Origin of the sequence: Pseudomonas sp. TNT2022 ID1044, assembly GCF_028656895.1 — a bacterium.
Taxonomy (GTDB): domain Bacteria; phylum Pseudomonadota; class Gammaproteobacteria; order Pseudomonadales; family Pseudomonadaceae; genus Aquipseudomonas; species Aquipseudomonas reinekei.
The window spans coordinates 69,240-85,427 of sequence record NZ_JAMDHB010000027.1 but is presented as its reverse complement, the minus strand read 5'-3'; the positions used below and the strand labels follow the sequence as shown (position 1 = coordinate 85,427).

Sequence of the window (16,188 nt, the reverse complement as noted above, 5' to 3'; positions counted from 1 at the left end):
GCATTCCAGTGTGGGAGCGAGCCTGCTCGCGGCGTCGTTACGGTCAATGATTTCTTGCAGCGATAAACTTCAACAGTTCGGCAGTCACAAACTGCGGATTTTCCAGATTGGAAATGTGCCCCGCCTCCGGTACCAGCACACACGGGCAACCAATCAACTCCGCCATCTCACGGGCTTCCGACGGTGGACGCGGCTTGTCCTGGTCACCACAAATCACCAGCGTACTGGCCGCATCCAGTTCACCCAGGCGCGGCAACAGATCATCGCGCGCAAACGTAATCCGCCCCATCGGCACGATGCTTTCGCGCAGCCGTTGCGGCGCTAATGCCGCGAGTTTGCCACGGAAGTCCTGATACAGCGCCGACTGCGGATCAATCCCCGGGCGGAAGAAAATCGGTACCACGATGTCGAGCAGTTGCGGCGCGATCACACCGCTTTCTTCGATCATCTTGAACAGCGAGAAGTAATACTGGCGGGTCGGCTCCGGTTCGACACCGACATAGGTGTCCATCAACACCAGCCCGTTGAGCCGCTGCGGTGCCGACAACGCCAGGCGCGCGCCCCACATGCCGCCAACCGACAGGCCGATCAGCGTCACGCGGGCAATGTCCAGATGATCGAGCAGCGCCAAGGCCTGGCGCGCCACATCGTCCAGCGATGCAGTGCCTGCAGGCAGTGGCCCCGATTCACCGTGGCCCCACAGGTCCAGCGCGATCACTCGATACTGTTGCGACAGTGCGGCAATCTGTGGCGCCCACATGGCCTGGTCCCACAGATAACTGCCGGCCAGCAGGACTGCCGGGCCGGTGCCTTGATCGATGTAGTGCAGGGGTTGGCCGTCTATCGTTACGAAAGGCATCAAGTGTCTCCGCCGTGAAAAATGGAGCATGAAGACTGAGCGGCTGACGGTGCGTAGTCAATTGCACGATTGTATGCGTCTGTACAACCGCCATCGCTGGCAGGCCAGCTCCCACAGGGATCAATGTTGTTCACACTTTAAGTGTCCACCATTGCACCTTGTGGGAACTGGCTTGCCAGCGATGAGGCCGCTACAACCACTAGAGAATCAAAGCCCCTCCAGCGCCGCCATCAGATCATTCAACCGATCCGCCTTGTCCCCGGTAATCTCGCTGGCCGCCAAACCGTCGATGTACCCGGCCAGTTCCTCAACCGTGCTGCACTCGAACATCGCCCGCAGCGGCACATCCCGCTGCAGGGTTTTCTGCACCCGCGAGGCGATCTGCGTGGCCAGCAGCGAATGCCCGCCCAACTCGAAGAAGTTGTCGCGAACACCGACCTTATCCACTTTCAACACTTCGGCCCAGATATCTGCCAGGGTCTGCTCCAGTTCATTGCGCGGCGCTACAAAGTCCTGGTTTTGCAGCGGGCCGATTTCCAGCGTCGGCAAGGCTTTGCGGTCCAGTTTGCCGTTGGCGTTGAGCGGCAACCTGTCCAGCCACAGCCAGTGCAGCGGCACCATGTATTCCGGCAGTTCGGCACGCAGGCGCTGCTTGATGCGCGCCAGGCGTTCAGCCGGATTGAGCGTGGAATCCGCCGCGACCAGATAACCAACAAGGTGCTTGCCGTTTACGCCTTCCTGCACACCGACCGCCGCATCGCGGACTTCCGGCTGTTCATGCAGGCGCGCTTCGATTTCACCCAGTTCGATACGGTAGCCGCGAATCTTCACCTGATGATCGATGCGCCCGACGTATTCCAGCACCCCATCGCTGCGACGGCGGGCCAGGTCGCCAGTGCGATACAACCGATCACCCGGCGCGCCAAACGGGTTGGGCACGAACACCTGTGCGGTGCGCAGCGGATCACTGACGTAACCGCGCCCGACGCCAGTGCCGGCGACGCACAACTCGCCCACCGCACCCAGCGGCACCAGTTCCAAGGCACCGTCGAGCAGGTACAAACGGTTGTTGTCGGTCGGCATCCCAATCGGCAAGTAGCTGCCGCGAGTAGAGGCCCTATCGACGCGGAAGAACGCCACGTCGTCCGAGCATTCCGCCGGACCGTAGGCATTCACCAGGCCGATGTCCGGGTAACGCTGCAACCACTGATGCGCCAGTTCCGGCGGCATCGCTTCTCCGGTCGGCAGCATCCAGCGCAAACCGTCGAGGCTCATGCGTTCCTGGGCAAGCATGCCCTGGATCAGCGACGGCACGCTTTCCAGCACGCTGATGCGCTGATTCGAAACATGCGCCAGCAGGCCCTGCGGATCGTGGGCGATGGTGTTCGGCACGATGTCCACTCGCGCACCGAACAACGGCGCGGCGAGGAACTGCCAGACCGAAATGTCGAAGCTTTGCGAAGCGGTCTGCGCGATCACATCGGCGTCGCTCAGGTTCAGGTACGGCACTTTGCTCAACTGGTTATTGAGCATGCCGCGCTGTTCGACCATCACGCCCTTTGGCAAACCGGTGGAACCGGATGTGTAGATCACGTACGCCAGATTATCCGGGCCGCTGTAGATCCCCGGGTTATGGCTCGACACCCCACTCGCCTGCACCTCTTCCCAGACCAGCAATCGAGGCCGATGGGCGCAGGCGAATTCGTCCAGCAGCGCAACCGCCTGCTCGCGGCAGCCCTGGGTGCAGACCAGCAACGGCGTACGGCTCAGGTCGATGATGCGACTCAGGCGCTGGCTCGGCAGCCCCGGGTCCAGCGGCAGATAACCGGCCCCGGCCTTGAAGCTGCCGATGATCATGCCCAGCAGATCGAGGTTGCGCTCGGCCAGCAAGGCCACCGGTTGATCCAGCCCGACACCGGCAGCTCTCAGCGCATGACCGAGACGGTTACTGCGTTGATTCAATTCGGCGTAGCTGTGCTGCTGCGCGAGGCAACTGGCGGCGATCCGCTGTGGATGCGCGGCAACCTGCGCTTCGAACAATTCAACGTAACTCTGCTCCAGCGCATAGGCATGCTCGCTCTGGTTGCAGCCGTGGATCAGGAAGTCCTGTTCCTCGGCACCCAACAACGGCAAGTCGGCCATGTCGCCGTGGAAACCTTCGAGCAACGCCAGCAGCAAACGCTTGAACTCACCGAGCATGCGCTCGACGGTGTTTTCATCGAAGTAACGCTGGTCGTAGGACAGGTGCAAGCCCAGCTCATCGCCCGGATAGCACACCGCCGTCAGCGGGAAGTTAGTGTGGGTGCGGCCCGAATCGGAGGTCGCGTTCAGGCTTTGGGCGCGGTCCAGTACCGAGCTTTCCACTGGCGCGTTTTCGAACACGAACAGGCTGTCGAACAGTGGCTGGCCCTTCGGCAGTTCGCTTTGTTCCTGGATGTTCACCAACGGCAGGTATTCGTACTCGCGCAGTTGCATGTTGCTGTCGAGCAAAGCGCTGAGCCACTGGCGCACGCTGCAACGCTGATCGTCCTGCGGCATCTTCACCCGCAACGCGATGCTGTTGATGAACAGGCCAACGGTGCGTTGCATCTGTGGCATGTCCACCGGTCGCCCGGCCACCGTGACGCCGAACAACACGTCACGATCACCGCTCAGGCGGCGCAGCACCATGGCCCACGCCGCCTGGGCGAAAGTGTTGATGGTCAGCTGATGGGCCTGGGCCAGCTCACGCAGTCGTGCACCGTCACAGGCGTCGAGCCTGGTATAGCGGTCACCGACAATCATGCCGCCACTGTCGCCGGCGTGTTCACGCAGGAACGGTCGATCACTCGGGATCGGCGTGGTGCGTTCGAAGCCCCGCAGGTTGGTTTTCCACCACTGTCGCGCTTCGGCCAGGCTCTGGCGTTGCAGCCAGCCGATGTAATCGCGGTAACGCGGCGGCACGGCCAGTTGCGCGTCCCGCCCCTCGCCGAGGGCGCTGTAGATTTCGAAAAAATCGTTCATCAACAACGAACGGCACCAGGCATCGATGAGGATGTGATGGTTGCTCATCATGAACCAGTAGCGCGCCGCGCCCACACGAATCAGGCGCAAGTGGAACGGTGCCTGATTGAGCAGATCGAAGCCGGCCTCGCGCTCGGTCTTGAGCAAGGTTTGCAGCTTGGGTTCCTGCTCGGCTTCGGCGATATGGCTCCAGTCCAGGTACTCGATCGGCGTCCTGCCCGGCTTGTGGATAACCTGCAACATGTCTTCGCCGATGTTCCAGCAAAACGACGCGCGCAACGCTTCGTGACGGGCGATGACCGCTTGCCAGGCCTGGGCGAAACGCTGCGGGTCGAGTTCGCTGTTGATGCGATAGCGATCCTGCATGTAATACAGGCCCGTGCCGGGTTCCAGCAAGGTGTGCAGGAGCATGCCTTCCTGCATCGGGGTCAGCGGGTAGACATCCTCGATCGCCGCCGCCGGGATCGGCAGCGCATCGAGTTGCATCTGATTGAGCCGCGCCAAGGGGAAGTCCGACGGCGTCAGGCCACCGACGTCATCACGCAGGCAATGTTCGATCAGGCTTTGCAACTCGCCAAGGTAAGCGTCTGCCAGCTCGTTGATTGTCTGGGGATCGTGGCGTTCGGCGCTGAAAGTCCAGCGCAGTACCAGTTCACCCGCGTACACCTGGCTGTCGACGCTCAACTCGTTGGGCAACGGTGCATTGGCATCGTGGGCCGCGCCGATGGCTTCATCCAGCGGATGGAACAGCGCATCGGCGCCGAAACTCTGATCGAACTGCCCCAGGTAGTTGAAGGTGACCGGTGCCACCGGCAACCCGGCCATGCGTTGGCGACACAGGTCATCGGCGAGATAACGCAGCACGCCATACCCCAGACCTTTATGCGGCACGGCGCGCAATTGTTCCTTGATCGCTTTGATCGATGCGCCCTGCCCGGCGGCCTCTTCAATGTTCGTCGGCGTCAGGCGCAACGGGTAAGCGCTGGTGAACCAGCCGACGGTGCGGGTCAGGTCGATCTCGTCGAACAGTGCTTCGCGGCCATGACCTTCCAGTTGAATCAACGTCGAGGCGTGACCGCTCCATCGGCACAGCACACGGGCCAGTGCGGTCAACAGCAGGTCGTTGACCTGGGTGCGATAAGCGCTCGGCGCCTGTTGCAGCAACTGCCGGGTTCGCTCGCGGTCGAGGCGTACGCTGACGGTTTGCGCGTGCCGGTTTTGCCGTCCACCGTCGGGACGATCACACGGCAATTCGGCGCTCGGCCCAGCCAGTTGCGCCTGCCACCAGCTCAGTTCTTCACGCAGGGATTCGCTGCCGGCATAGGCGTGCAAGCGTGCGGTCCAGTCCTTGAACGCGCTGGTTTTCGCCGGCAGTTTCACCGACTGCCGCGCATCGAGTTGGCGGTACACGGTTTGCAGATCGTCCAGCAGCACGCGCCAGGAAACGCCATCGACCACCAAGTGGTGAATCGCGATGAACAAGCGCTGCTGGCCCTCGGGACCATCGACCAGCAGCACGCGCATCAGCGGCCCCTGTTCGAGGTCCAGGCTGCGCTGGGCGTCGGCGAACAGTGCGACGCATTTGTCCATCGACGGAACGCGCACCGGCCACAGCACCGGCGCATCGGAAATCGCCTGATGTTCGGCATGCCATTGGCCCGCCACGTTGCTGAAACGCAAACGCAAGGCGTCGTGCTGTTCGATCACCGCCAGCAGCGCCTGCTCCAGACGATGAGGCTCCAGCGGTGCCGTCGGTTGCAGCAACAACGCCTGGTTCCAGTGTTGGCGCTGTGGAATATCGGTGTCGAAGAACCAGTGCTGGATCGGCGTCAGGCGCGACTCGCCGCTGAGCACACCTTGCTCGGCGCTGACCTGTTCAGTGCGGGTCGCCACGGCGGCGAGGGTCTGCACGGTCTGGTGCTGGAACAGGTCACGCGGGCTGAAATGGAGGCCTTGCTGCCGTGCGCGGCTGACCACCTGGATCGACAGGATCGAGTCGCCGCCCAGTTCGAAGAAGTTGTCGTTGAGACCGACCTGCGCGACGTTCAGGACTTCGCACCAGATCTGCGCCAGCGCGATTTCGAGCTCGTTGCCCGGCGCGACGTATTGCTGGCGGTTCAGCTCCGGGTCCGGTGCCGGCAAGGCGCGACGATCGAGTTTGCCGTTGGCGGTCAGCGGCATGCTGGCCAGCAGGATCAGGTGCGTGGGTACCATGTAATCCGGCAGTTGCGATTTGAGGTGGGTCTTGAGCGCCTCGCGCAGTTCAGCCTGTTGCGCTTCGCCAGTTTCTGCGACGTCGCTCACCAGATAGCCAACCAGCTGCTTGCCGCTCGGTGCATCCAGCGCCAACACCACGGCTTCACGGATCGAATCGTGTTCCAGCAAACGGGTTTCGATTTCCCCCAGCTCGATACGGAAACCACGAATCTTCACTTGGTGGTCAATACGCCCGAGGTACTCCACCAGGCCATCGGCCCGCTGACGCACCAGGTCGCCGGTGCGGTAGATACGCCCGCCGTTGTCGGCAAACGGATCAGCCACAAAGCGTTCAGCGGTCATGCCCGCACGCTGGTGATAACCCTGGGCCAGGCCGGCACCGCCGACGTACAACTCACCGGTCGCGCCTTGCGGCACCAACGCCAGGTCGGCATCGAGGATGTACGCCACGCGGTCGCCAATGACGCTGCCGATCGGCACACTGCCCAGGCCTTCCTCGAGGACTTGCGGGGCCAGGCTGGCCAGCGGCATGACCACGGTTTCGGTCGGGCCGTAGGCGTTGAAGAACAGGCTCGGTGTGAACGCCGCGCGAATGCGCGACAGGTGTTCGCCGGTCAACGCTTCCCCCCCGGTGATGATCATGCGCACCGGCAGGATCTCGTTGCGGGTCGCCAGCCATTGCGCCAACTGGCTGCCGTAACTCGGGGTGAAACCGAGGACGTTGATGTGATGAGTGCGGATCAGGCCGCAGATTTCTTCGGCGTCCCATTGGCCCTGCGCACGCAGCACCACGTGCGCACCGCTCAACAACGGCACCAGCAAGCGTTCGGTAGCGGCGTCGAAGTTGATCGAATAGAAGTGCAGTTCGCAATCGTCCGGGCGCATGCCGAAACGCTCGATCACGGCGCGGCAGTGCATGGCGATTTCGCCGTGGGACACCACCACGCCTTTGGGCTTGCCGGTGGAACCCGAGGTGTAGATCAGGTACGCCTGATGTTGCGGCAGGCTGATGAATGGCAGTTCGCTGGCCGGGTAATCGGCCAGTTTTTCGGCGTCCTCTTCGACGCACCAACGGCCCACCGTCGACGGCAATTCGCCGAGGGCCTTGAACATCGCCGCATCGCTCAAGAGCAATCCGACGCCGCTGTCTTCGATCATGTAGTGCAAGCGATCGAGTGGGTACTCCGGGTCCAGCGGCACATAGGCGCCGCCGGCCTTGAGGATCGCCAGCAAGCCGACAACCATTTCCAGCGAACGCTGCAATGCCAGCCCCACGCGAACCTGCGGCCCGACACCGCGTTCGCGCAGCATCCATGCGAGGCGATTGGCGCGGCGGTCGAGTTCGGCGTAGCTGAGGGTCTGCCCGGCGAAGGTCAGTGCCGGCGCATCGGGACGCGCCAGTGCCTGCTCGCTGAACAGATGATGGATGCACTGATCGAGGCGATGCTGACCCGCTTCGACACCGAGGCTATCAAGCAGATGGCGTTGTTCGCCGGCTTCGAGCAGCGGCAATTCACTGAGGCGTTGTTGCGGATCGGCAATCAACGCTTCCAGCACGTTGCGCCAATGCCCGGCCATGCGCGCAATGCGCGGTTCGTCGAACAGATCGGTGCTGTAGGTCAGGCAGCAACCGAGGCGATGGTCGAGGTCGGTGACTTCCAGGTTAAGGTCGAACTTGGTCGCACGGGCATCGTTGGCCAGGTACTCGACGGTCATGCCGGCCAAGGTGCGGCTCTGCTGGAATTCCCAGCGCTGAACGTTGCACATCACCTGGAACAGCGGGTTGTAAGCAGCACTGCGTGGCGGCTGCAAGGCCTCCACCAGATGATCGAACGGCAGGTCTTGATGAGACTGGCCTTCGATTACCGTGTGGCGAACCTGCTCGAACAACTCGCCCACGGACATCTGCCCGTCGAGCTGGCAACGCAGCACCTGCGTGTTGAGGAATGCACCGATCAGCCCTTCGCTTTCCGGACGAATGCGGTTGGCCACTGGTGCGCCGATGCGCAAATCGGTCTGGCCGCTGTAGCGGTACAACAGCGTGGCCAGGGCGGCGGTCATGGTCATGAACAGGGTCAAACCGTTTTGCGCGTTGAAGGCGCGGACCCGTGCGGCGAGGTCATCGCTCAGGTCGAAACGGTACAACTCACCTTGATGGCTTTGCACCGGCGGACGCGGTCGGTCGGCGGGCAATTCCAGCAGCGGATGTTCACGGCCCAGTTGCCCGGTCCAGTAGTCGAGCTGACGCTGGCGCTCACCGGACTCCAGCCACTGACGCTGCCACACGCTGTAGTCGAGGTACTGCACCGGCAGCGGCGCCAGCGGCGACTCGCGGTCATCGATGAACGCTTCGTACAGCGCGCTCAACTCGCGGGCAAAAATATCCATCGCCCAGCCTTCGGTGACGATGTGGTGCAGGGTCAGCACGAAGTAATGTTCCTGCTCGGCTGTCTTGACCAGGCAGGCGCGCAGCAGCGGTCCGCTCTCCAGATCGAACGGCTGGTGCGCTTCAGCGTCGGCCAGTTGCTGGACTTGCCACTCGCGAACTTCGGCTGCCAGCGCAGTGAAATCCTTCCAGTCCATGCGCACACCCGTCTCGGCATGCACCTGCTGACGCGCCACGCCATCGACGCTCGGGAACGTGGTGCGCAGGGTTTCGTGGCGCAGGATCAGCGCTTGCAACGCGGCTTCGAAACGCCCGACATCCAGCACCCCGCGCAGGCGCGCCATGCCGCCGACGTTGTAGGCCGGGCTGTGCGGCTCCATTTGCCAGAGGAACCACATGCGCTGCTGGGAATAGGACAGCGGCACCGGTTGGCTGCGGTCGACTTTGTCGATCGGCGGCTGTTTGTTGGTTCTGCCGCTGGCCTGGATCAGGCGCACCTGCTCGGTGAACGCGCCCAGCTCACTGTTCTCGAACAGCGCACGCAGCGGCAATTCGACGTCACAGGCCTGGCGGGTGCGGGAAATGATTTGCGTGGCCAGCAGCGAGTGGCCGCCGAGGGCAAAGAAGTCGTCGCGCAGACCGACTTGCGCCAGGCCCAGCACTTCGCGCCAGATACCGGCGAGCTGTTGCTGCAGTTCGGTCACCGGTTCGACGTGTTCGCGCACCTGCCACTGCGGTTCCGGCAAGGCACGACGGTCGAGTTTGCCGCTCGGGCCAAGGGGCATTTCGTCCAGCCGCATCAGCTGTGCCGGGACCATGTACTCCGGCAATTGCGTCGCCAATGTGGTTTTCAGCCGTGCGGTTTGCGCGTCGATGGATTCACTGGAATCGGTCGTGGTGTAGTAACCGATCAGTTGCCCCCCGGCTGAGGTTTCGCGCACCAATACCACGGCTTGAGCGACACCATCCTGGGCCAGCAGCCGCGCTTCGATTTCTTGCGGCTCGACGCGGAAGCCGCGCAGCTTGACCTGCTGATCGAGGCGGCCGAGGTATTCAATCACGCCATCGGTGGTCCAGCGCGCACGGTCACCGGTGCGATACAGACGCGCGCCCTGCTCGCCCGACGGATCGACCACAAAGCGTTCGGCGGTCAGGCCCGGACGGCCCAGATAACCGCGCGCCAAACCGATGCCGCTGATGCACAACTCACCCGGCACGCCAGCCGGAACCGGGTTGAGCTCGCTGTCGAGCACGCGGCAAATCACGTTGCTCAATGGCCGGCCAATCGGCGAGCGCTCGCCATCGGCGCGAGTGCAGTGCCAATGGGTGACGTTGATCGCGGTTTCGGTCGGGCCGTAGCGGTTGTGCAGTTGCACTGCCGGCAATTGCTCCAGCACGCGGTTGCGCAATTCGGCGGGCAACGCTTCGCCACCGCAGAACACCCGGCGCAGGCTGGTGCATTCAGTCGTCAGAGGTTCGTCGACGAACAGCGAAAGCAGCGGCGGGACGAAGTGCAGCGTGGTCACGCCATATTGCTGGACCCGTTGCGCGATGCGGTGCGGATCGCGGTGCTCACCAGGGGCGGCGATCAGCAAGCGGGCACCGGTGATCAGCGGCCAGAAGCACTCCCACACCGATACGTCGAAACTGATCGGCGCTTTTTGCATCAGCACATCGGTGTCGTTCAGGCGATAGGTGTCTTGCATCCATTGCAGGCGTTCGGCAAGGGCCGCGTGGGTGTTGCCGACCCCTTTCGGTTGGCCGGTGGAGCCGGAGGTGTAAATCACATAGGCGAGGTTGTCGCCGTGCAGGTGAAGGCCCGGCGCGTGACTCGGCCAGCGCTCCAGATGCAGGGCATCCATGGCGATAACGCTGACGCCGTCAGTTGCCGGCAGACGCTCCAGCAGTTGGCTTTGCGTCAGCAGCAATTCCACGCCACTGTCGCTGAGCATGTAGGCCAGACGCTCGGCCGGGTAATCCGGATCGAGCGGCACATAAGCGCCACCGGCCTTGATGATTGCCAACAGGCCGATCAGCAGTTGCGGCGAACGCTCGCACGCGATCGCTACGCAAACGTCCGGCCCCACACCTTTGTCGCGCAGGTAATGGGCCAGGCGATTGGCCTGGGTGTGCAATTCGGCGAAGTCCATCTGGCCGCCCTCCCACAACAGCGCAGTGCGCTGCGGAGTCTGACGGGCCTGTTCGTTGAGCCGTTCAGGCAGCCACTGCTGGGCCGGCGCGCCGGGCGCGACGGACCAGTCGGCTTGCTGATCGAGTTCGGCGCCGGTCAGCATTTGCAGGTCGCCGATGGCGGTTTGCGGTTGCGCGCAAATGGCCTGCAACAGGTTGCTGAAGTGCCCGGACAGACGCGCGATGGTCGCCGCCTCGAACAGCTCGCTGGCGTAATCGAAAGACAGACTAAGGCGACCGTTGCGATCCTCTTCACTGTGCAACTGCAAATCGAACTTGGCTTCGCGGCTGTGCCACGGCAATTCTTCGGCGAGCAATCCCGGCAGGCGTTTCAAGGCGCTGAGGTCGCGCTGCTGATGGTTGAACATGACCTGGAACAGCCCTTGTTCACGGGCTTGCGCAAAGGCTTCAAGCAGTTGTTCGAACGGCAAATCCTGGTGCGCCTGCGCACCCAATGCCGCCTGCCGGGTTTGCGCCAGCAGGTCAGTGAATGGCTGCCGTGAGTCCACTTGCGCGCGCAGCACCTGAGTGTTGATGAAAAAGCCGATCAGGCCTTGGGTTTCCAGGCGCGGACGGTTGGCGTTCGGCACGCCGATGCGGATGTCACGCTGGCCGCTGTAGCGATGCAACAGGGTCTGGAACGCGGCCAGCAGCAGCATGAAGGGGGTCGATTGATGGGCCAGCGCGGTCTGGCGAATGGCATCGCTGAGGGCGGTGCCCAGGCGCACGGTGTGGCGTTCGGCGCTGCGCAGGTGTTGCGCCGAACGCGGATGGTCGGTGGCCAGGCTCAAGTTTGGATGCTCATCGCCCAACCGGTCTTTCCAATAAGCCAGTTGCCGCTCGCCCTCGCCCTGCGCCAGCCATTGCCGCTGCCAACTGCCGTAGTCGGCGTACTGAGTGGGCAAAGGCGCGAGCGTTGCCTGCTGCCCTTGGCAAGCCGCCGCGTACAACCGAGCAAATTCGTCGATCAACACGTTCAGCGACCAACCGTCGGCGATGATGTGGTGCATCGTCAGTAACAGTTGATGGTCTTCGTCATCAAGGCGCAGCAACGTCACCCAGAACAGCGGGCCTTTCTCCAGATCGAACGGGGTCCGCGCTTCATCTTCGCGGATTTGCTGCGCACGCGCCTCACGCTCGGTGGGCGCAAGGTCGCTGATATCGATCACTTGCAGGTTGAATTCGTCAGCCGCAACCACCTGTTGCAAGGCCACGCCGTCACGTTCGAAGAACCGCGTGCGAAGGGATTCGTGACGCTCGATCAACTGCTGGAAACTGGCGCGCACCGCGTCTTCATTCAGCTCACCGCGCAAACGCAAGGCACCGGGAATGTTGTAGGCGCTGCTCAGCGGGTCGAGTTGCCAGGTGATCCACAAACGGTTTTGTGCCAGGGATTGCGGCATCGGTTGATGGCGCGACAGCACAGTGATCGGCCCTTGGGCCAGCCCACCCTCCTCTTGCTGACGGGCCACCACCTCGGCGAATGCGCCGAGGGTCGGCGCTTCGAACAGCAGGCGCAGGTTCAACTCCAGGCCCGACTCTTCGCGCAAACGCGCCACCACCTGTGTCGCCGCAATGGAGTTGCCGCCGAGCAGGAAGAAGTGATCGTCGGCGCCCACCTCGTTGAGCTGCAACTGCTCGCACCAGATTTGCCCGATCAGGCTTTGCAGCCCGGAGCCGGTTTCGGCAGTGCCTGCGCTTTCGCTGGTTGCCGACGGGAACACCGCGTAACTGTCGAGGCTGCCATCCGCCAGGCGATTGCGGCACGCCGAGCGCTGCAGTTTGCCGCTGGAAGTCTTGGGCAGTGCGCCCGGATTGAGCAGCACCACCACGCTTGGCGCTTCCTGACAGGCTTCTGCAACGGCCTGGCGAATCGCTTTGATCAGCGCTTCGGGCGGCAGGATTTTTTGCACGCTGCGACTGATTTCCGCGGCGATGCCGATGCCTTCCTGACCGTCCACGCTGACCGCGAACGCCGCGACGCGACCTTTGCGCACGACCTCGACTTCTCGCTCGACGGTCTGCTCGATGTCCTGTGGATAAAGGTTGTGGCCGCGCACGATCAACATGTCTTTCAGGCGACCGGTGATGAACAGTTCACCGCCACGCATGAAACCCAGGTCACCGGTACGCAGCCAGGTGCGGCCGGCGTGCTGGACGAACGTCTTGGCCGAAGCTTCGGGGTTGCGCCAGTAACCGCGGGCGATGCTCGGGCCGGCCGCCCAGACTTCGCCGACGGCGTTGTCGGCCAGTTCAGTGAGCGACGCCGGGTCGATAATCAGCACCGCGTGATCCGGCTGACTGATGCCGCAGCTCATGATCGCGCTGCCCTCACCCGGCTCGGCGCGGTTCTGCGTCAGCGCTTGATCGTTCACCCGCAGGTTGCCGATGCCCTGGCCGCGCGGTGTGCCGGCGACGAACAGCGTGGCTTCAGCCAGGCCATAAGAGGCCATGAAACTGTCGTCCGTGAAACCGCAACCGGCGAACTTCTCGGTGAAGCGCTCCAGGGTGTCGAGACGGATCGGCTCGGAGCCGGAATACGCCACGCGCCAGCGGCTCAGGTCGAGGCGTTCCAGCGCCGAATCGCTGACCCGCTCGCTGCACAGCCGATAGGCAAAGTCCGGCCCGCCGCTGATGGTGCCGCCATAGTCACTGATCGCTTCGAGCCAGCGCAGCGGCCGGCCGAGGAAGTACGCCGGCGCCATCAACACGCACGGCACCCCGCTGAAAATCGGTTGCAGCAAGCCGCCGATCAGGCCCATGTCGTGGTACAGCGGCAGCCAGCTGACGATCACGTCGTCGGGGTTGAGGTCGATGCCGAAACCGTGGCGAATCAGCCGTTCATTGGCCACCAGGTTGCCGTGGCTGACTTGCACGCCTTTGGGCAACGCGGTTGAGCCGGAGGTGTATTGCAGGAATGCGATGTGATCGCCTTGCAGGTCCGGCGCGACCCACCGTTCGGCCAATGCGCTGTCGAGGGTATCGACACACAACAACGGCGGCGCACCTTCAATGTCTAGCAACGCATCACGCAAACCGGCGCTGGTCAGCAACAGGCGCGGTTCTGCATCGCTGATGATCGACAGCAGGCGCTCCTGATGATGACGGCGCGTCGACTCTGGCGGATAAGCCGGCACGGCGATTACGCCGGCGTACAGGCAACCGAAAAACGCCGCGACGTATTCCGGGCCGCTGGGAAACAGCAGCACCGCGCGATCCCCCAAATCAGCCTCGGCCTGCAACGCGCCGGCAATGGTTCGCGCACGCTGGTCCAGTTCGCGATAGCTGAGCACCACAGCCTGATCCCGGGTTTCGGCGAGAAAACGCAAGGCCACACGATCCGGCGTCAGGGCTGCGCGGCGCTGAAGGGCTTGGACCAGTGTGCTGGGGAGTTCGAACGCGTCGGTCATGAGGTTTCCTGCCTGAATTCGGCTTGCAAATGGAATCGGTTTTCTGACGTCACGCCCCTTCGAGGGCGCGCAGGGCGCGGTCTTTGCCGACCGCGCAAGGCATTGGGAATACGGTTGTGCCGGGGCTACTGCCCGGAGCCATTCACCAATGAGAACGGATGGCATCTCGAAATAATTAGTCGCCAGGCTTGAGCGCCAACCAGGCCGGGGAGCTGCGAACGTGCGTCAGCGTGTCGCAGTTCGCACTCTGCACCTTCAAGGAGCATTAGTTCTCTTTCTCAATTGACAATCATTATCATTCAACATAATTTGTCGCTCGATGTGTAGGGCGGCCCAGGACTTCTCGTCGTCCCACTAACCTTTTGGCAGCAGGGTGATTTCCATGACGGAACAAGTCTCCACAAGCAGGTGCGATTCGCCGCTACTTCAGGCATTCGTCGACAATCGACTGATTCTGGTCAAGATTGCAGCCCGCATCACCGGCTGCCGATCTCGCGCTGAAGACGTGGTGCAGGACGCATTTTTCCGGCTGCAATCCGCGCCGCAAATCACGTCCTCGTTCAAGGCTCAGCTCAGCTATCTGTTCCAGATCGTGCGCAACCTGGCGATTGATCACTACCGTAAACAGGCACTGGAGCAGAAGTATTCCGGACCTGAAGAGGAAGGCCTGAACGTGGTCATCCAGGGGGCTTCGCCGGAAACGTCGCACATCAATTTCTCGACCCTGGAAAACATCGCCGACGCGCTGACAGAGCTGCCAAGCCGCACCCGTTACGCCTTCGAGATGTATCGCTTGCACGGCGTGCCGCAGAAGGACATCGCCAAGGAACTCGGGGTCTCGCCGACCCTGGTGAACTTCATGATTCGCGATGCGCTGGTGCACTGTCGCAAGGTGTCGGGCACTCGGGCGGACAGCATGGCTCGTCGTTAAGATCCGAAGTTTGCGTCGCCCCTGATCGCTAGCAGGCTAGCCTGCTAGCGAAGACGGACTCAAGACCAACACAGACCTTGAGCCCTGCCGTCACACCAACCCGCACCGATCAAAAAAACGCTCACGCCCCAACGCCATCAAAGCGGCACGCTTGTGCGGGAAGTCGAACTCTTTCTCGCGGAAAAACCGTTGATCCTGCATGTACCCGATCATCTTGGCGTTGTCGGCGCGAGGCTCGGCAACCACCCGCTGAGTGCGCGGCTCATCAAGAAACAGGTAATGCACCAACGCCGATAACCAGCTCGCGACCTTGTGCGGGCCACGGTGATGTTCCTCGCCCACCAGCATGTGAATGCCACGGTCATAATCGCCGGCGTCGTAGAACGGTGCGATGCGATCTTCCTTGGCCCAGTAGGCTTCGAAATAGGCAAACGGTTGATCGTCGAAACAACCGATCAGCGTCAGGGTGTGGGGGTCGGCTTCGAGTTTGCCCAGGTACTCGCGATGCTGTTCGAGGCTGCCCTCCTCCTGCCAGAAACTCGCGACGCGCGCGCTGTTCTGCCACCGATTGAAACGCGCCAGATCGACATCGATGTCCACGGTGCGCAGGGAAATCCACATCCCCAGTCGCGCATCGAAACGCCGGTAAACCTCGCCGCGTGGCTTGGTCGGTCGCAAGGGATGGCGCTTGCCGCCACTGATGATCATTTGCTGGGGATAGCTGTTGGTCAACGACTGCACAAGCCACGGCTGCGGCAACTGCCAGAATAGCGTGCGCTCGCAGTGGAACTGACTGGCCGTTTGCGTGGGGATCAGCAAACCGCTGAGCAGAGCCTCGGCCGGGGCTTCATCGAGTTGCCAGATCAGGCGCTGGCACGCCGGATCACCGGCGAACAGCCAGTAACAGGCGGCCCACACAGCCGAGGTGTCGAGGTCGCCACCTTCCTCCCGTTGCACTTTCAATTCGGGGTCGCGGCTGAGTCGCAGCTGGACCAGCGGTTGGCCGTCAAGGCTGAGGCTCAGGCGGTTTTCGGTTTCATCGGCTACAAGACGACTGCCTGAGGGTAACGCCAGGGCAGTCAGGTCATTCAGATTGGACATGGGTCGGGCTCACGATCGTCGACAGTTCAACCATGTGACGTCAGCCGCAACCGGAAATTTAAGAGAACCCGGTCAATAGCTGATCTGAAGT

General features: G+C 62.6%; 4 protein-coding genes. 1 reads left to right on the top strand and 3 read right to left on the bottom strand.

All coding sequences use genetic code 11. The features are described from left to right. Positions 1 to 43: 43 nt before the first annotated feature. Together M5G20_RS27225 and M5G20_RS27220 are read right to left on the bottom strand one after the other, a co-directional pair. Positions 44 to 859 carry an alpha/beta fold hydrolase gene (locus M5G20_RS27225; protein WP_273921738.1) on the bottom strand — a complete coding sequence of 272 codons (816 nt, stop codon included), beginning with the start codon at positions 857 to 859 and terminating at the stop codon, positions 44 to 46. A gap of 207 nt (positions 860 to 1,066) precedes the next feature. After that, positions 1,067 to 14,065 carry a non-ribosomal peptide synthetase gene (locus M5G20_RS27220; RefSeq protein WP_273921737.1) on the bottom strand — a complete coding sequence of 4,333 codons (12,999 nt, stop codon included), beginning with the start codon at positions 14,063 to 14,065 and terminating at the stop codon, positions 1,067 to 1,069. Between the two features lie 382 nt (positions 14,066 to 14,447). On the opposite strand from M5G20_RS27220, the gene M5G20_RS27215 reads away from it, so the two are divergent. After that, a complete protein-coding gene (locus tag M5G20_RS27215; RefSeq protein ID WP_273921736.1) occupies positions 14,448 to 14,996 on the top strand; it encodes an RNA polymerase factor sigma-70 in 549 nt (182 codons plus the stop codon). Positions 14,997 to 15,086: 90 nt separating this feature from the next. Here M5G20_RS27215 and M5G20_RS27210 read toward each other — a convergent pair whose 3' ends face one another. Beyond that, positions 15,087 to 16,097: a GNAT family N-acetyltransferase gene (locus M5G20_RS27210; protein ID WP_273921735.1), complete on the bottom strand. Its 1,011-nt coding sequence runs from the start codon at positions 16,095 to 16,097 to the stop codon at positions 15,087 to 15,089. Between the last annotated feature and the right edge of the window lie 91 nt (positions 16,098 to 16,188).